This is a genomic window from Rhizobium sp. CB2179, assembly GCF_057653455.1.
Genome location: NZ_CM172781.1, coordinates 3,483,333 through 3,499,873 on the forward strand (window position 1 = coordinate 3,483,333; position 16,541 = coordinate 3,499,873).

General features: G+C 60.8%; 17 protein-coding genes and 1 pseudogene. 9 read left to right on the top strand and 9 right to left on the bottom strand.

Annotation, left to right across the window (positions count from 1 at the left end; translation table 11 throughout):
• Positions 1 to 44 precede the first annotated feature (44 nt).
• Positions 45 to 326: a hypothetical protein gene (locus tag AC244Q_RS17405; RefSeq protein WP_164902420.1), complete on the top strand. Its 282-nt coding sequence runs from the start codon at positions 45 to 47 to the stop codon at positions 324 to 326.
• A 173-nt stretch (positions 327 to 499) separates the two neighbouring features.
• Complete coding sequence (locus tag AC244Q_RS17410) at positions 500 to 1,225, top strand: sugar transferase (protein WP_128408129.1); 726 nt, start codon at positions 500 to 502, stop codon at positions 1,223 to 1,225.
• A 130-nt stretch (positions 1,226 to 1,355) separates the two neighbouring features.
• Here AC244Q_RS17410 and AC244Q_RS17415 read toward each other — a convergent pair.
• Positions 1,356 to 2,170 (bottom strand): annotated as a pseudogene (locus AC244Q_RS17415) (LuxR C-terminal-related transcriptional regulator).
• A gap of 399 nt (positions 2,171 to 2,569) precedes the next feature.
• On the opposite strand from AC244Q_RS17415, the gene sciP reads away from it, so the two are divergent.
• A complete protein-coding gene (gene sciP, locus AC244Q_RS17420) occupies positions 2,570 to 2,845 on the top strand; it encodes a CtrA inhibitor SciP (RefSeq protein WP_007533628.1) in 276 nt (91 codons plus the stop codon).
• 23 nt (positions 2,846 to 2,868) lie between these two features.
• On the opposite strand, the gene AC244Q_RS17425 is transcribed toward sciP, so the two are convergent.
• Entirely contained in the window at positions 2,869 to 3,435 is a 567-nt protein-coding gene (locus tag AC244Q_RS17425) for a paraquat-inducible protein A (protein WP_206641140.1), read from the bottom strand.
• 55 nt (positions 3,436 to 3,490) lie between these two features.
• On the opposite strand from AC244Q_RS17425, the gene AC244Q_RS17430 reads away from it, so the two are divergent.
• A complete protein-coding gene (locus AC244Q_RS17430) occupies positions 3,491 to 3,769 on the top strand; it encodes a GNAT family N-acetyltransferase (protein WP_128408127.1) in 279 nt (92 codons plus the stop codon).
• A 206-nt stretch (positions 3,770 to 3,975) separates the two neighbouring features.
• On the opposite strand, the gene AC244Q_RS17435 is transcribed toward AC244Q_RS17430, so the two are convergent.
• Positions 3,976 to 4,326, bottom strand: coding sequence for a hypothetical protein (locus AC244Q_RS17435; RefSeq protein WP_003542353.1), 351 nt, complete (start codon positions 4,324 to 4,326; stop codon positions 3,976 to 3,978).
• A gap of 436 nt (positions 4,327 to 4,762) precedes the next feature.
• Here AC244Q_RS17435 and ctrA point away from each other — a divergent pair, with 436 nt between their 5' ends.
• Entirely contained in the window at positions 4,763 to 5,464 is a 702-nt protein-coding gene (gene ctrA, locus AC244Q_RS17440) for a response regulator transcription factor CtrA (protein WP_003542362.1), read from the top strand.
• Positions 5,465 to 5,683: 219 nt separating this feature from the next.
• Here ctrA and AC244Q_RS17445 read toward each other — a convergent pair whose 3' ends face one another.
• Both AC244Q_RS17445 and chpT read right to left on the bottom strand, forming a co-directional pair.
• On the bottom strand, positions 5,684 to 6,046 hold the full coding sequence (locus AC244Q_RS17445) for a response regulator (protein ID WP_003542364.1): 363 nt from the start codon (positions 6,044 to 6,046) through the stop codon (positions 5,684 to 5,686).
• 121 nt (positions 6,047 to 6,167) lie between these two features.
• Entirely contained in the window at positions 6,168 to 6,815 is a 648-nt protein-coding gene (gene chpT / locus AC244Q_RS17450; RefSeq protein ID WP_003542366.1) for a histidine phosphotransferase ChpT, read from the bottom strand.
• 194 nt (positions 6,816 to 7,009) lie between these two features.
• On the opposite strand from chpT, the gene AC244Q_RS17455 reads away from it, so the two are divergent.
• Positions 7,010 to 7,597 (top strand): DUF1134 domain-containing protein, encoded by a 588-nt coding sequence (locus AC244Q_RS17455; RefSeq protein ID WP_128408126.1) that lies wholly within the window; start codon positions 7,010 to 7,012, stop codon positions 7,595 to 7,597.
• Positions 7,598 to 7,713: 116 nt separating this feature from the next.
• Positions 7,714 to 8,880 carry a coiled-coil domain-containing protein gene (locus AC244Q_RS17460; RefSeq protein ID WP_128408125.1) on the top strand — a complete coding sequence of 389 codons (1,167 nt, stop codon included), beginning with the start codon at positions 7,714 to 7,716 and terminating at the stop codon, positions 8,878 to 8,880.
• A gap of 71 nt (positions 8,881 to 8,951) precedes the next feature.
• Here AC244Q_RS17460 and AC244Q_RS17465 read toward each other — a convergent pair whose 3' ends face one another.
• Together AC244Q_RS17465 and AC244Q_RS17470 are read right to left on the bottom strand one after the other, a co-directional pair.
• Positions 8,952 to 9,776: a TrmH family RNA methyltransferase gene (locus tag AC244Q_RS17465; RefSeq protein WP_128408124.1), complete on the bottom strand. Its 825-nt coding sequence runs from the start codon at positions 9,774 to 9,776 to the stop codon at positions 8,952 to 8,954.
• 7 nt (positions 9,777 to 9,783) lie between these two features.
• On the bottom strand, positions 9,784 to 10,170 hold the full coding sequence (locus tag AC244Q_RS17470) for a hypothetical protein (RefSeq protein ID WP_097620379.1): 387 nt from the start codon (positions 10,168 to 10,170) through the stop codon (positions 9,784 to 9,786).
• 43 nt (positions 10,171 to 10,213) lie between these two features.
• On the opposite strand from AC244Q_RS17470, the gene AC244Q_RS17475 reads away from it, so the two are divergent.
• Positions 10,214 to 11,239, top strand: coding sequence for an RluA family pseudouridine synthase (locus AC244Q_RS17475; protein WP_012758708.1), 1,026 nt, complete (start codon positions 10,214 to 10,216; stop codon positions 11,237 to 11,239).
• Between the two features lie 189 nt (positions 11,240 to 11,428).
• Positions 11,429 to 12,337 carry an RNA polymerase sigma factor RpoH gene (rpoH, locus tag AC244Q_RS17480; protein ID WP_003561986.1) on the top strand — a complete coding sequence of 303 codons (909 nt, stop codon included), beginning with the start codon at positions 11,429 to 11,431 and terminating at the stop codon, positions 12,335 to 12,337.
• Between the two features lie 123 nt (positions 12,338 to 12,460).
• On the opposite strand, the gene AC244Q_RS17485 is transcribed toward rpoH, so the two are convergent.
• Both AC244Q_RS17485 and AC244Q_RS17490 read right to left on the bottom strand, forming a co-directional pair.
• Complete coding sequence (locus tag AC244Q_RS17485; protein ID WP_128408123.1) at positions 12,461 to 14,989, bottom strand: RodZ family helix-turn-helix domain-containing protein; 2,529 nt, start codon at positions 14,987 to 14,989, stop codon at positions 12,461 to 12,463.
• A 60-nt stretch (positions 14,990 to 15,049) separates the two neighbouring features.
• Positions 15,050 to 16,348, bottom strand: coding sequence for an adenylosuccinate synthase (locus tag AC244Q_RS17490; protein WP_128408122.1), 1,299 nt, complete (start codon positions 16,346 to 16,348; stop codon positions 15,050 to 15,052).
• Between the last annotated feature and the right edge of the window lie 193 nt (positions 16,349 to 16,541).

Consider the following 16,541-nt stretch of genomic DNA (forward strand, 5'->3'; position numbering starts at 1 on the left):
GATCCTATTTCTAGCTGTGAAGTGATTCGCGTTATCGGGCCTGATTGAGCGATTCGGGCTGCGAATTCATTGCCCTGCATCTTTTCAAGACGCCGCGCGCCATCAATCCTGCCTTGATTTTGTCACATTTCGGCACGGCTTCGACGATGATCGATATCGTCATCAGAAAAATTTCGCATCGTCTTTCGTTAAGAAATACGCTTAAGAGCCACGGCCCACGTGTCGAATCGGCACGTCGCCAGCCTGCGGCGAACCCCTCCAAAGGCCTAAAAACTTTGACAAAATTCCAATTATTAACGAAATATCATGAGCTTGCCTCAACTTAACGCAAATGCGAAAGATTTGCTGCGATGCGATATTTCTCTGGACACCATTACACAATTGTCGCATTTTTCCGTTTTAGTAGGGTTACCAAGACCTAAGTGCAGCCCTGGTGACAGGGTAAACCATTGATCGCCTTTTGCCGCCGCGCCCCCTCGAAGACAACAGAGTACGATCCTTGAGCATCACGGAACTAAACAACAGCATTTCGACAGAGTCCTTCCGGCCGAGCCGCCGCCAGCAGCCGAGCCTGAAGATCCAGACCCCTGTTATCCACAGCGATGCGCCGCAGGCGCCGTTGCTGGATCTGGTCCTGAAGCGGGCGTTCGACATTGTTTCGTCGTTGAGCGCCCTCCTCGTCCTCGCCCCTTTCCTTCTGTTCGTCGCCCTGCTGATCAAGATCGACAGCCCGGGGCCGGTGCTCTTCAAGCAGACCCGCTGGGGCAAGAACTGCAAGGCCATCAAGGTCTACAAGTTCCGTTCCATGCGCACCGACCTCTGCGACGTCTCCGGCGTTGCCCAGACGGTAATGAACGATCCGCGCGTCACGCAAATCGGCGCCATTCTGCGCCGTACGAATGTCGATGAGTTGCCGCAGTTGCTGAACGTGCTGCTGGGCCACATGTCGGTCGTCGGTCCGCGCTGCCATGCGATCGGCATGCGCGCCGGCGGCGTGCTCTACGAAGAACTCGTACCGGAATATCATCAGCGACATGCGATGCGTCCCGGCATGACGGGTCTTGCCCAGATGCGCGGCCTGCGCGGCCCGACCGATCGTCCGGCCAAGGCGCGTGCCCGCATCGCCAGCGATCTCTACTATGTCGGGAATTTCTCGATCTGGATGGATATGCGCATCGTTGCCGGAACCGTCGTGTCGGAGCTGACCCGCGGAAAAGGCTTTTAAAGCGCGTCGCGATCTTTCAGATCGGCTCCTCGCGCTTTCGGTCGTTGTTTTCACGCATGTCGCGCAAACCGATGCACACTTTGCGCGACATGCTGCCAAGCTTTAGCTTTGTGAGAAAGGACCGGCTGCCTCAGAGCAGCCGGTACCGGAATGCTCCGGCGACCGTCTGCATGCGGCTGACCGAATCGAGCTTGCACATCGCGCTCTTCAGATAACCCGCCACCGTATGCGACGAGAGATCGAGAATGATTGCGATCTCGTCGCTGCTCTTGCCGACAGCGCCGCTCGTCTTTTTAGACGCGCAAAGGACGCTGTAGCACTTTGAATTGCTGCGTGATTCCCTAAATCAATTCGTGGCAGGCATTCGATTTCGCGCCGGGTGAGCGTCTCCAACGGACCATCCTCCACGCTGCCGCTACGCGAAACCTTATCCAGAAGCTCCATGCAGCCGGAGAGCAGCGCCATCGCCTGCTCTCGCGTGGGCATAGGACAGCTGCCTGAAAAGGCGAAGGTGTATTGTTTCAGGTCAGCATCATGCTGCGCGAAGGCGAAGGTATTCTTCAGCCCGTGCATCTGAAAGAGCCTGTCGAGTTTGCGGTTTTCCTGATTGGCGGCGCTGCCCGCAAAAGACCCCTCCTCGCAGAAGACCGGCATGATCGCCCGCTTCATCGCGGTCACCAGTCTGCCGCAATAGAAGAGATCGGCAGCGTCATAAAAGCCGACAAGGCTTTGCAGCAAATTGCTGATCAACCGGTTTTCGGTGAAATCCGTGCGGTCGCCCCGCGGGAAAGCCGAGAGCAGATAGAAATCGAAGCCCACAAGCTTCGCCATCACCCCGAGCCGTGCCTTACCGTCGTTAAACGAAACCCCGACGCCATCGGCCTGCGAAGGCGAAAATGCAGCATCCTCAGCGCAGTCGCCGACTGCGCGTCCACGTCTTTTCATCTTTGTATCCTCGTATAGCCAGCTTCGGCTCAGCCTTGCTGCCGGCGGCGAAAAGTTCGCGTCGGGGCATCAGCAAAGACGGCTTCTTCGCCGCATCCCGAGGACACGAAGCCTCAAAAGCGCGAACTGGACCGATACAGCGGGACGAACGTAGACGACGTCTTGCGCTCATTCTTATGTTGCCGCACGTATCAGATCATCCCGGGAAATCAGCTAATATTTATTCCGCATGGCTCCCATGCAGGCGCTGCAAATTGACGTAGCAGCATGCCGCTGCCCGACGTCACCACCCGGGCGGGCGTCTAAATTTGTTATCAAAGTCTTACGATGGGTTTAGGCAATTTTTAAATGTGGCAGGCTAGAGTGGGGTTCGTGGTCTTGCGTTGTGTAGAGAGTCCAATGACCGAAATGATACGTCCCCGAGTAAAATATGTCATCGGCCCCGATGGCAGCCCCCTGACGATCGCGGATCTTCCGCCGCCCAATACACGGCGCTGGGTGATTCGCCGGAAGGCAGAGGTTGTCGCGGCTGTTCGCGGTGGCTTGTTGAGCTTGGAAGAGGCCTGCGAGCGTTACACGCTCACGGTCGAAGAATTCCTCTCCTGGCAGTCGTCGATCAACAGCCACGGTCTTGCCGGCCTGCGCACCACGCGCATCCAGCAATATCGTCACTGATCACACCCCAGCATTGACGACATTTATTTCGGGCCGGACGCATCTCCCGTTAGGGAATGAAGAAGGCCCGAAATCATTGACGAGGCTGCGTAGCACCAAAGGCCCGGCTGCGTGAATGCATCCGCCAGCCCCGTCGTCTTCGCCGCCGCAATGACGATCGCGACCAGCAGCACATCCATCATCGACCACTTGGACAGATGCGGTACGACGCGACGATAGAACAGGCTGCCGGCCCCACCGCCGGCGGCCGTCGCTTCCGCGGTGATCCCCATCGCCTCCACGGTGATGCCGACCATCTTCAGAAACGGGAGCAGGATCGAAACCAGGGCGACGATTGCCGCCAGCAGCCCGTCCCCGCCTTGCCATAGCGAGACGATGATTTCGACCAGCGACGGCGTCTTGTCGAAAAAATACAGCGTCTCGAAACGGACCAGCGGCAAGACGAGGCCGAGCGCCAGGAAGAACGGCGCGGCCATGAGAAGCACGGGGCGAGCCATCGAAAGCGCACTCATTGCATTGAACCTCTCATCGATCCGACATTTTGCATGAACACTCTGTCTCCTGCCTGTATTGCCTCCACGGCTTGGCACGACCGCGCCGCCATGTCACGGTCCGCTACGACAATATCGGTTATGAGGAAAGACAATGGACATTCGAAGTGAGGAAGGCGTCTCCGGCGGCCGCTATGCGGCCGAGGTCGAAGGGCACGAGGCTGAGATGACCTATTCGCGCACATCGCCGAAGCTCGTCATCATCGATCACACGGCCGTTCCCGATGCGCTGCGCGGCAAAGGTGTCGGCCAGGCACTGGCGCTCCACGCCGTGGAGGCAGCCCGAACCGGCGGCTGGAAGATCATCCCGCTCTGCCCTTTCTTCAAGGCGCAGGCGCAACGCCATACGGAATGGAAGGATGTCGTGAATTAATGCATGTCGCCCAAAAACGCACAGCGCGTTTTGCGACAAGGACATGCATAAGACAAATCGTCCCTGCGGGGGACGAATCTCGTTTCCGGTGGGAGCGACGCCATAAGGCAAACACCAAAAGCCATGTATAACGGACAGCGCGCCCATCATACATGGCTTCTCAGTGGCGATCCCAGGGCGCCGAAGCCGGCACCCAGCCGTTTCTGTTACGCCCTTGCTCTGGCGCCGCCGTCACGCTCTTCCAGCGCTGTGGCCCTTGCATATTCCGCCTGCATCTCCTCGAGCGCCATTTCCAGCGTCTCTTCCTGCATCTTCAGTTCCTTGATCGAAACCTGCAGGTTGTCGGCCCGCTGACGCGCGGCCTTGGCGAAGGTCGGATAAGCAAAGTGATTCGGGTCGGAAATACCGGACTTCTTTTCCTCGACGACGATCTGGCTCTCCAGATCCTTCGTCATCCGTTCGAATTCGGACATCATCATCTGCAACTGCTGCAACTGACGTCGTTTTTCGTTCACCTGAAATTCCTTCAGGCGAACGAGACTTTCTCGCGACTTCATACGCATTACTCCCGTGATGCGAGACCCCGGCTCAACTTGAAACCGCCCTGCGCGCCGCTTTGACACGGTTTGCTAAAAAATTTCCTGCGATATTAACAAATACCTACCGCTGGTAACCTTTCGTTTACGGGCATCGTTAATGATAGGCCCGATGATTTAAGGGTCGGTAAATGCCGCGGCATTAAGTTCGAACCTTTTCATTGGCGAGTCGGATGAATCACTTAGCGCTGTTTCCTAATGTTAAAGTTGAGAAGCACCTTTTTGAGATTCCTATTGGAAAACAGAGAAATGGAAAAATTGTTTAATAAATTCGATACTCCTTGCCAGAGTGAATTAGAATTTGTTAACCATTTCGTGGCAGCTTTCAAATCACGTAGCGTGTTCGGTATCGTGTAGGGGGCCAGACCACCTTTCGGCGGCGGTAAAGGGGATAATTATGCGGGTACTTCTAATCGAGGATGACAGCGCGACGGCGCAGAGCATCGAGTTGATGCTGAAATCAGAGAGTTTTAATGTTTATACCACCGATCTCGGTGAAGAAGGCGTCGATCTGGGCAAGCTGTATGATTATGACATCATCCTTCTCGATCTGAACCTGCCCGACATGTCTGGATATGAAGTGCTTCGCACTCTTCGTCTGTCCAAGGTCAAGACACCGATCCTCATCCTGTCGGGCATGGCCGGCATCGAAGACAAGGTTCGCGGCCTCGGTTTCGGCGCTGACGACTACATGACCAAGCCGTTCCACAAGGACGAGCTCGTCGCCCGCATCCACGCCATCGTCCGTCGCTCCAAGGGCCACGCCCAATCGGTCATCATGACCGGCGAACTGATCGTCAACCTCGATGCCAAGACGGTCGAAGTCGGCGGCCAGCGCGTCCACCTGACGGGTAAGGAATATCAGATGCTGGAGCTGCTTTCGCTCCGCAAGGGCACTACCCTCACCAAGGAAATGTTCCTGAACCACCTCTACGGCGGCATGGACGAACCGGAACTGAAGATCATCGACGTCTTCATCTGCAAGCTCCGCAAGAAGCTCGCCAACGCTGCAGGCGGCGCCAACTACATCGAGACCGTCTGGGGCCGTGGTTACGTTCTTCGCGAGCCGGATGGTGCCGAATACGCCGAAACCGCCTGATATTTTTTTCCGATCCCCCTTATCGGACAAACGAAGATCCCGCCTTTCGGCGGGATTTTTCGTTTCTGCCTGCGCAATAAGAATCCGCCCTCACCTGGGGCCGGATCGGCCGGAAATCTTCTGTTCTTTCGATCAAGGAAATAGCGTGGGGCGGCCGAAACCGCTTGCACGCGGCATCATGCTCCGGTGGTGCCGATATCAGCGGAAGAGATCTGTCCGTCAGGCGGCGATCGCGCGGTTTCCGAAAACGGCGGTCAGGATCTTGCGGTCGAACGGCTTCAGCAGGAAGTCGGTAGCACCGGCCCGTTTGCCCGCCATCAGTTTCTTCAGATCCGCCTCGACGACGCAGTAATAAATCTTGACCTCTTTGCCGCCTTCCATGGCACGGATGGCGGCGATGAGGTCGAGGGCGCCTTCCATGCCGGAATCGACGATCAGATATTCCGGCAGCTCCGCCTGGCAGCGCTGCAGCGCTTCGCCGGCGTTGGAGGCTTCGCTGACGAGAAAGTCGAGTTCGGAGAGAATGCGCTTGCCGACCTTACGGACGATGTCCGAATTATCGGTGATCATGAACCTTTGCATGGCCGCTCCTTTGCCCCCGCATTCGTCGCAGCAAGAGGCCTCTTACAACCCTGGAGAATAGGTCCATCAGGCTAACGAATCGTTACCGGACGGAGCGCCGACGCACGTCTGCGCTCCGAAATCAGGCTGCCGCAGCCACTGCCGTGAACACCAGTTCGTCGGCGCTGGCGCTGTGATCAAGCGTCATTCCGCACTCCTGCGCCAGTAGCACGGTGTAATAGGGCTGGATCGAATGGGCATCGATCGCTTCCTCGATCGTGCCGGTCGATATCTCGACGAATTTCGGCGGCAAGCGCATCAACTTGCCTTTGGACGTGAGCTTGAACTTGGCATCGAACTCGGGATTTTCGAGCGTTACCTCGAGCACGCCGCCGCGCGGAATGGCGGAATAGGCAACGAGGAAGAGGTTGAGCAGCAGCTTGACACGGTTCTTGGCGACGATCGCGCGCGGTCCGTTCCAGATCACCTCGGTCTTCTTCTCGGCGACGGCGAAATCCTTGGCTGCACGCTCGGCCTCGCCAGTGTCGATCGATGCGCCGACGGAACCCGACGCGCCGAAAGCGAGACGTGCGAATTTCAGGCGGACGGAAGCGTTGAGCGCGCTGGTGCGGATCAGGTCCATCGCGTCGGCATCGGCGCCGCCCTCATCCAGGAGTTCCAGCCCGTTATTGATCGCGCCGACGGGCGAGATGACATCGTGGCAAACTCGGCTGCAAAGAAGCGCGGCCAGATCTGGGCCGGACAGGGTGAGATTGGGGTTCTTGGACATCATTGTCTCCTGATGGGCGGCAATTTCATTGCGCCCGGAATATGCTTCATCAAAATTGCGCGAAGTTTGCGATCGTACTCGATGCCATAATGACACCATATTTGGTAAACCGATTGTTAAGATCATCGGCGCAAAATGCACCAATCGCCGCGAGCGGTTGCCCGCTCCTAGCCAAACGACGAACGGATGACACCATGCGCCCTCGATTTCCGCACCGATTCATCGGCTTCTGCAGGTTACTTTCGGCCCTCATCTTCTCCTCGCTGATGGTTGTCGGGCCGGCTGCCGCCCAGGACAACGGCCAGTACACGATGCAGGAAATCGTCGACGCCGGCCACTCCTTCTTCGGCTCCGCCAGCGGCGGACTTGCCAAAGTGGTCGAGAGTGCTTTCCAGAAATATGGCCTGCCGAACGGCTATATCCTCGGACAGGAAGGCGGCGGCGCCTTCATCGCCGGCCTTACCTATGGTGAAGGCCAATTGAACACCAAGAACGCCGGCGAACATAATCTCTACTGGCAGGGACCCTCGCTCGGCCTCGATTACGGTGGCCAAGGCTCGCGCGTGATGATGCTGGTCTACGACCTGCCTTCCGTCAACGGCATCTATGCCCGCTTCGGCGGCGTCAGCGGCTCGGCATATGTGATCGCCGGCTTCGGCATGACGCTGCTCAAGAACAACGACGTGCTGGTCGTGCCGATCCGCACCGGCGTCGGCGCCCGCCTCGGCGTCAATGTCGGCTATCTCAAAATCACCCAGGCGCCGACCTGGAACCCCTTCTGAGGCCTCAAAGCCGCTGGAATCTGCCGCCGTTCCCACCGGCGGCCTTGCCATGCGCGTCACGCGTGCTTAATCATCGCGGCTGACCTCGTATCAACCTTCTTACCGATGGCCGTGCCGTGATCGAATATGCTCTCTTGTTCGGATTGGGCTTCCTGACCGCGGCCTTTCTCGTCTTTCTGGTCTCGCCCGCCGTTCACCGCCGCATCGTCTGGTATACGGAGAACAGGCTGAAAGCGACGATGCCGCTGAGCCCGCAGGAGGTTCGCGCCCAGAAGGATATGGTGCGCGCGCTCTATGCCGCCGAAAACGCCCGCACCGCCCAGGACCTTCTGCGTGAGCGCGAGAAATCCCTGTCACTCCAGCTTCGCCACGACGCCCTCGCAGTCGACGCCGGCAGGTTTGCCGCCGAGATCGGTGAATTGCAGGCCCAGATCGGCGAGATGCATGTCGAGGCGGCCGACCAGCGCTCGCATCTTCGCAAGGACGAGAACTATATCAGCCAGTTGAAGACCAATCTGCATATTGCCGAGCAGTCCGCTGCCAATAAGGAGAGCGAACTGACGACGATGAGGACGCGGCTGGGCAAACTCGGTGAACAGGCTGATGGGCTGAGGATAGATCTGGCCGCGCGCGAGACCGAGGCAGAGAGCCTGAAATTCCGCGTCAACGCGCTGCGCGACGAACGCGACACGCTACGCCAGGACGTCAGCCTGCTGCAGAAGCGCGCTAAGGATGCCGAACAGAAACTGACGCAGCAGCAGCATATGGTGATCCGCCTGGAGGATAAGGCCGCGCGCGAGAGCGCTTCCGCCACCGAAAAGGAAAACCTGGTCGCTCGCCGCCAGCAGGAGATCGCCAAGTTGAAGGAGCAGTTGAAGGCCGCCAACGCCGAGATCCGCAAGATCAACCGGGTGCTGCGCGACGCCGGCCTTGCCGGGATGGTCGCGGAGCTGCCGGCGGAAATGACGGCCGAAGACACGACCACATCCACGCTCGACACCGCCATGATGACGGCTGAGATGGGCGAGGATGTCCGCAAGCGCAGCGCCGCCCTTGCCGAGCGCCTGCAAAAGGCAAAGGCCGTAACCGGACGCGATGGTGCGATCCGCGAGGAGATCGCCTCGATTGCCGCCAATATGGTGGCGCTGACCGCACTCAGCGAGGGTCCTGCCTCGCCGATCCGCACGCTGCTGGTGGAAGCTGCGGAAAAGAACGCGAACGATCGTGTCAGCCTTGCCGACAGGGCAGCCGCGATCATCGCCGATCCCCCGCGCGCGCCATAGGACGCCCGGCGCGCCAACATGTTTGAATTGACGCAGAACCCTGAAAATCGATTCCGATGAAAGGATATGCGTTAGACCCGGCCCATCGCCGAGGCCATGGAAAACAACGCGATCCCCGTCGCCGTCGCGGCATTGAGGCTGTCGAGTTCCTCCGACTGCGGAATGCGCGCGCTCTGGAACCGCGCAAGCAGCGCCTCCGGCAACCCCTCGCCCTCGGTGCCGACGACGAGCGCCATGCGCGTCGAGGCCGGAATGGCGCGGATATCGGTCTTGCCGTGCGGCGAAAGCGTCCAGATGGCAAAGCCCCGCTCGGCAAGCGCCAGGAGCACATCCAGCGCCTTGCCGCCGCGACGGTGCGGAACGCTCAGCACTGAACCGACCGAGACACGCAGCGCCTTGCGGTAGAGCGGATCACAGGAGGTTTCGTCGAGCAGCACCGCATCCGCCCGGAAGGCGGCCGCATTGCGGAACATCGAGCCGGCATTGTCGTGATTGGAAATGCCGCAGCCGACGAGCACCAACGCCCGTTCCGGTAGCGCATCGAGAAGTGCCGCCTCGCCGCGATCCTGTCGACTCCCGAGCGCGAGAACACCGCGATGCAGATGGAAACCGACGACGCCGTCGAGCACATCCGCGCCGGCGACATAGACCGGCACATCCGCCGGAAACCGCTCCAGGATGGGCAGGACGCCCTCGACGCGGTTGCGCAGCAGCAGGATCTTCTCGGCGAAAAAGCCGCGGCCTGCCGCATGCGCCTCGGCGAGCATGCGCAGCACGACGGTGCCTTCGGCGATGAAGCGGTTCTCTCGGCCTGTCAGGTCGCGCTCGCGGATCTCGCGGAATTCAGCGACGCGCGGATCGTCGGCGCTGTCGATGTCGATCGGGACGGCGGCCATGCCGGCCTCAATTGCCCGTAACAGTGACGTCGGCGACGGTGCGGCCGGTCCTGAGATCGTAAACCAGCGCCTTGTTCTTGCCCTCGGCCGTTTCGCCGTAGAACAGGAGCTGTCCGGCCGAAAGCGAGGTGGACTGCACCTTGAAGCCGAGCGGCAAGGAAACGGTCGCCGCAAGCGGCGCATCCGAGGGCACGCCGGAGGCGGCAACAGCCGACGCCGTCTCCTTCGGTTCGCTGTGCATCACCTTGTAGACAACCGCGCCGAAGACCGCCATAAGGCTCACGAACATGATGGCGCCGGAAACGATCTGCAGGCGGACCATCTTGCGCCGGACACTTTCCATCGCCGGATCAAGGGGCTTCTCTTCCTGGTCGTCTGGCTCGATTGCTGTCATCTGTGCGTCCCGTTCTAAAAAAATACGTCGGAGAAGAAGCGTCTTGAGCGACCCCTTTAAACAAGCAGCCGGCAATAGAAAAGTCCTGACCGCCGATGAAAGCGCCGAAGGCCGGCTGGACGCCTGGCTGACGGCGCAGGTGGGCGAGGAATTTTCGCGCAGCCGCATCAAGGCGCTGATCAAGGACGGCCAGGTTTTTCTGCGCGGCGAACCCGTCACCGACCCGCAGCGCAAGGTGCGCACCGGCGATAGTTTCGAACTCACGCTGCCCGAGCCGGAAGACCCGACGCCGCAGGGCGAGGACATCCCGCTCGATATCCTCCATGAGGATGACGACGTCATCGTCATCTCCAAGCCTTCCGGTCTCGTCGTCCATCCCGGCGCCGGCAACTGGACAGGGACGCTGGTCAACGCGCTGATCCACCATTGCAGCAATACGCTCTCCGGTATCGGCGGCGTGCGCCGCCCCGGCATCGTCCACCGTCTCGACAAGGACACGACAGGCGTCATGGTCGTCGCCAAGAACGACATTGCCCATCGCCACCTGTCGCTGCAATTTGCCGACCACGGCCGCACCATGCCGCTGGAGCGGGCCTATCAGGCAGTCGTCTGGGGCCGGCCCCGCTCACTGTCGGGCATGGTCGATGCCCCGCTTGGCCGCGCCACCGGCGACCGCACGCGCCGTGCCGTCAAGCGCCCCGACAGTCAGGACGCCGACGAGGCGATCACGCATTACCAGGTGGTCGAGCGCTTCCATGAGAAGCCGGATGCGACCGCGTTCGCCTCGCTGGTCGAGTGCCGCCTCGAAACCGGCCGCACCCATCAGATCCGTGTCCATATGGCCCATATCGGCCATCCGCTGCTCGGCGACACGGTTTACGGCGCCGGCTTCAAGACCAAGGCCAATCTCCTGCCCGAAGAGATACGCAAGATCGTCAACGGTTTCGGCCGCCAGGCGCTGCATGCCTTCATGCTGCAGTTCGAGCATCCCCGCACCGGCGAAATCATGCATTTTGAGGTGCCGCTGCCGGATGATATGGTCGAACTGGTCGAAGCGCTGCGGCGATAAAGCCGGGCTCCGAATGCCGCCTGCCCAACTCACACCTGCGTGAGCGGCACCTTGAACCGCCGTTTCGCCACACTTATCTGTATATTGACTTAGTGCGGGCTCGGAGAGAGCCGCACGTCCCGGTTCGCCTTTTTTAACGCGAGGATGCGTTTTCATCGGGAACCGGAATTCACTTTAGGAGGGTGCACTATGGCCCGAAATACCTTGCCGTCCATTACCGCCGGTGAAGCCGGTCTCAATCGTTACCTCGACGAAATCCGCAAGTTTCCGATGCTGGAGCCGCAGCAGGAATACATGCTCGCCAAGCGTTATGCCGAGCATGGTGATCGCGATGCCGCCCACAAGCTCGTCACCAGCCATCTTCGCCTCGTCGCGAAGATCGCGATGGGTTATCGCGGCTATGGCCTGCCGATCGGCGAAGTCGTCTCTGAAGGCAATGTCGGCTTGATGCAGGCCGTCAAGAAATTCGATGCCGAGCGCGGCTTCCGCCTCGCCACCTATGCCATGTGGTGGATCAAGGCCTCGATCCAGGAATATATCCTGCGTTCGTGGTCGCTGGTGAAGATGGGCACGACCGCCAACCAGAAGCGCCTGTTCTTCAACCTGCGCCGGCTGAAAGGCCGCATCCAGGCAATCGATGACGGCGACCTGAAGCCGGAGCACGTCTCGGAGATCGCCACCAAGCTGAAGGTCTCGGAGGAGGAGGTCATTTCGATGAACCGCCGCCTCTCCGGCGACGCCTCGCTGAACGCGCCGATCAAGGCGGCCGAAGGTGACGGCGGTCAATGGCAGGATTGGCTGGTGGACGACCATGACAGCCAGGAAGACGTGCTGATCGAACAGGATGAGCTCGACACCCGCCGGCGCATGCTGGCGAAAGCGATGAGCGTGCTGAACGAGCGCGAACGCCGCATCTTCGAGGCTCGCCGCCTCGCTGAAGATCCAGTGACACTGGAAGACCTTTCGACCGAATTCGACATCAGCCGCGAACGCGTTCGCCAGATCGAGGTCCGCGCCTTCGAAAAGGTGCAGGACGCGGTTCGCAAGGAAGCCCTGGAACGGGCCAAGGCCGTCCGCGTCGTTGAAGCCACGGCATAACCTGCCGCGTGATACAATTGAAGAAGGCGGGTCCTTGCGGCCCGCCTTTTCTTTTTCATTCATCTCTGTCCGCAGCCTCAGCACCCCATCAAGATCCGGGAGCGCTGGCATTGCGTAAACACCTCATTGGCTCGTCGACACATCTCCGAGCGCGGTCCATTCCTTGATCGCAGTATTGAAGGCGTCCGTTCCCGTACCGCCCTTTTCCATCGTCAGCAGCGCGCGGCGGCCGTTGCGGTAGGTGATCGGAATATCGATCCAGTTGCGGGTCGACATCAGGTCGAGATTGGCCTTGCGCGCATCAGGGTAGTCGTTGAGCGCGATCATATGGAAATCGTCGGTGATCTTGGCCGGAACCGCGATCAGCGCATCGCCGCGGTCCTGTTCCGTGCGCTTCATCGAGATGCGCTGGACACTGTCGATGCTGCCGCCTTCGAAATTCGGCGGCACCGAGAAGACGATCTCGACGAGATGGCTTGCCGGCAGCGACGGATCGGAATTGCGTTTGAAGGTGACGAGAGCCGAGAGATTGCGCTCAGGAACCGTGACATTGCCCTGCACCGTCGCCTCCTGCCGGCCGCCCTGGCCGGCCTCGTGCTGCACGCTCCAGACGACCGATCCCTCGATCGCCGTCGGCGAGCTCTGGCCGATGCGCTCCTCATAGAGGAACATCTTTTGCGACGAAGCGACGGGCGCGGCCTGCGGCGGCGATGCCGCCGCACCGTTCGGCGTCGGCGTGGCGGCGGGTGCCGCATCACCCTGCGCGCTGGCAGGCGGCGTATCGGCTGCCGCGACATTCTGTTCGGCCACCGATTTTCCTTCCGCGGTCGGCGTTCCCGGCACGGTCGCCGGTCCGCTATCGACCTCAGTTCCATCAGTCAGCAGCCGCTGGGTGAATTTCGAATTGGCCGCAGCGCCGTCATTGTTCATTGACGCTACCTGCGGGTTCGGCTGTGCCGGCGTCGCTGGAGTATTCTGCGCTCCTGGTGCGGTCGGCTGGGCTGGCGTCACCGCGCCCGGCTGGGCAGGCGTCGACGAACCGTCCGGCGGCGTTGCCGCCTCGTTCCTGGTCGCCTGCGATGGTGCCGAGCTGACGAGCCCGTCGACCATCGCCACCAATGCCTCTCTGTTCGTCCAGCCTGCATAGGCGCCGCCACCGATCAGGATGAGTGCGAAGATGAGCGTGATCACGGTGCCGATGCCGAAGCGGCGGCGCTTCGGTTCCATACGGAAGCTCTTGCCCTGCAGCTTGGAGGCGACAATCTGATCGATATCCATCGACGGATTGGCGTCATCGTCGTCAGCGGCGACCGAGCCGCGGCGGTCGTAGCCGCGCAGCGCTTTCGCTTCTCGCCAGTCCTCGCTCGGCGCGCCGCTAGCGGGCGCCGGCTTGCCGTTGTGCACTTCCGCGAAAATATCGACATCGTCGAAATGAGAGGCAACCGGTGTCTTCTTACCGCTGTCGGCCTCGATCGGCGGCAGATCGTCGAAGGCGGCCGTCTCCCAGGAAAAACTTTCCTTGGCGGCCGGCATGATGGCGGCGGGTGCCACTTTTTCGAGGCTCGATATCACCTCCTCGAAGGCGCGCGCCGAGGCATCGGCGGTAATCGGCGCCGGCGCGGTCTCCGAATATTGCCGGAGTTCCTCTTCCGCCCATTCGGTCTCCGCATCCTTGGGCGCCGGAGCCGGCGTTTCGGCAACGGGCTCGGTCCAGACGGGGTCGAAATGCGCCGCAGCTTCGGCCTGCAACGGCTCCTCGCGGCTGTGCTCGACAAATTCCTGCGGACGATCGAAGTCGGCGACCGGCTCCACCAGCCGGTTGGATGCGTGGTCTATGCCGCGGGTGATCGGCTGCAACGGCTCGACGGGCTCGTAAGCCTCCTCGGCCTCCGGCTCCTCGCTGTCCACCGCCGCAGGTTCGTCCGCGATCGCGTCGGCTTCCGGGGGATGCTGCTCGTCGGCCCGGTCTTCGTTGGCTTGCTCGTCGCGATGCTCGGAGGCTGGCGCTTCCCAGCCGTCATGTTCGGCCGGCACGTCTTCAGCAGCGACGTCGCGCGCCTCGCTGGCATGCCATTCCTCGGCCGGTGCTTCCTCCTCATGCGAGGGGTGCCAGTATGTTTCAGCCGGACCGGATGTCTCCGGCGAAACCGGTGTCTCGGCGGAAACAGCGGTTTCCGCGGGAACGGCTGTTTCAGGAGAAACGAGTGTTTCCTGGGAAAGAGGCTCCTCGGCAGCGACCTCTTCCTCAGCCTCCTCCGGCGCGGCGGCTTCCACGCGATCGGGCTCGTCGGCGGCCTCGGCCGCTTGCGGTTCCGCATAGGCTTCGTATGCCGGTTCCTCGACAGCCGTCTCCGGCGCCGGTTCACTTTCGTCGGAAACCGCTTGTTCTTCGAAGGATTCCAACGCGGCGACGGCCGCTACCGGCTCATCGAGCGGCATCGCCTCGGAGTGTTCGCCTTCCACTTCGCGGATGGCAGCCTCGAGCTTTTCGAGCTGGCGTTGCAGCATGGCTTCCGGCGGACGCGGCTTCATGTTCTCGAGCTGCCGCTGCACTGCGCCGCGGGCACGTTCGTAGACCTTCACCCGCATCTCGGGGGTATTTTCAGCCAGGCCGTCGACGGCCCGCCGAATGACTGCAATAAAATCCGCCATCAGTACTTTCTCAAGAAGTCCGGCACTCTACCGAACCATCCTCCACAGTGACCCGTGAGCTTAATCCTCAAACGGATCGGTCACAAGTATCGTGTCATCCCGCTCCGGGCTGGTGGAAAGGAGCGCGACAGGCGCCCCGATCAGTTCTTCGACCTGTCGAACATATTTGATCGCCTGTGCCGGCAGATCCGCCCAACTGCGAGCGCCGACGGTCGATTCCTTCCACCCTTCCAGCGTGATGTAGATAGGTTCGACCCTAGCTTGCGCTCCCTGGCTTGCGGGAAGATGATCAATCTGTTCGCCGTCGAGCATATAGCCGACGCAGATCTTCAATTCCTCGAGACCGTCGAGCACGTCGAGCTTGGTGAGCGCGATGCCCGTGATGCCGTTGGTGGCAACCGACTGGCGTACGAGTGCAGCGTCGAACCAGCCGCAGCGGCGCTTACGCCCCGTCACAGTACCGAACTCATGCCCCTTCTCGCCCAGGAACTGGCCAATTTCGTCGGTGAGCTCAGTCGGGAACGGGCCTTCGCCGACGCGCGTCGTATAGGCCTTGGTGATGCCGAGGATATAACCGAGCGAGCCGGGTCCCATGCCGGAACCGGCTGCGGCCTGGCCGGCGACCGTGTTCGAGGAGGTCACGAAAGGATAAGTGCCGTGATCGATATCGAGCAGGCTGCCCTGCGCGCCTTCAAAGAGGATGCGAGCACCCTTGCGGCGCTCCTTGTCGAGGAAAAGCCAGACCGTATCACGGAAAGGCAGCACCCGATCGGCGATCGAGGTCAGTTCGTCCATGATCGCCTGGTGGCTGACTTCGGCAACGCCGAGGCCGCGGCGAAGCGCATTGTGATGCGTCAGAATACGGTCGACCTTGCCGGAAAGACTCTCGAGATCGGCAAGATCCATGACGCGGATGGCGCGGCGGCCGACCTTGTCTTCATAGGCCGGGCCGATGCCGCGGCGCGTCGTGCCGATCTTGGTGCCGCTGTTCGACGCCGCATCCTCGCGCATCGCGTCGAGCTCGCGATGCAGCGACAGGATGAGCGTCGCATTGTCTGCAATGCGCAGATTGTCAGGCGTAACCGTCACGCCCTGCGCCTCCAGCCGGCCGATCTCGGCGATCAGCGCATGCGGATCGACGACGACGCCGTTGCCGATCACCGCCATCTTGCCGGGACGCACGACGCCGGAGGGAAGCAGCGAGAGCTTATAGCTCGTGCCGTCGATGACGAGCGTATGGCCGGCATTGTGTCCGCCCTGATAGCGCACAACGATATCTGCACGCTCCGAAAGCCAGTCGACAATCTTGCCCTTGCCTTCGTCACCCCATTGCGAACCGACCACGACTACGTTCGTCATCCAACTCTTCCTGTTACCGGCGCGGAACCGCGCACCTGCTCAAACCCGCGCATCTATAAAGCTTTGTTTTTTGGAAAGCGACCCTGTTGTCACAGCAGATTGGGCTTTTTACGTGACAAATCAGCAGCCGGCAGGCTATTTCCCGTCACAAAACGCCGCGCTCGGCGATCGCGGAAAGACGGGAAGAACGCTC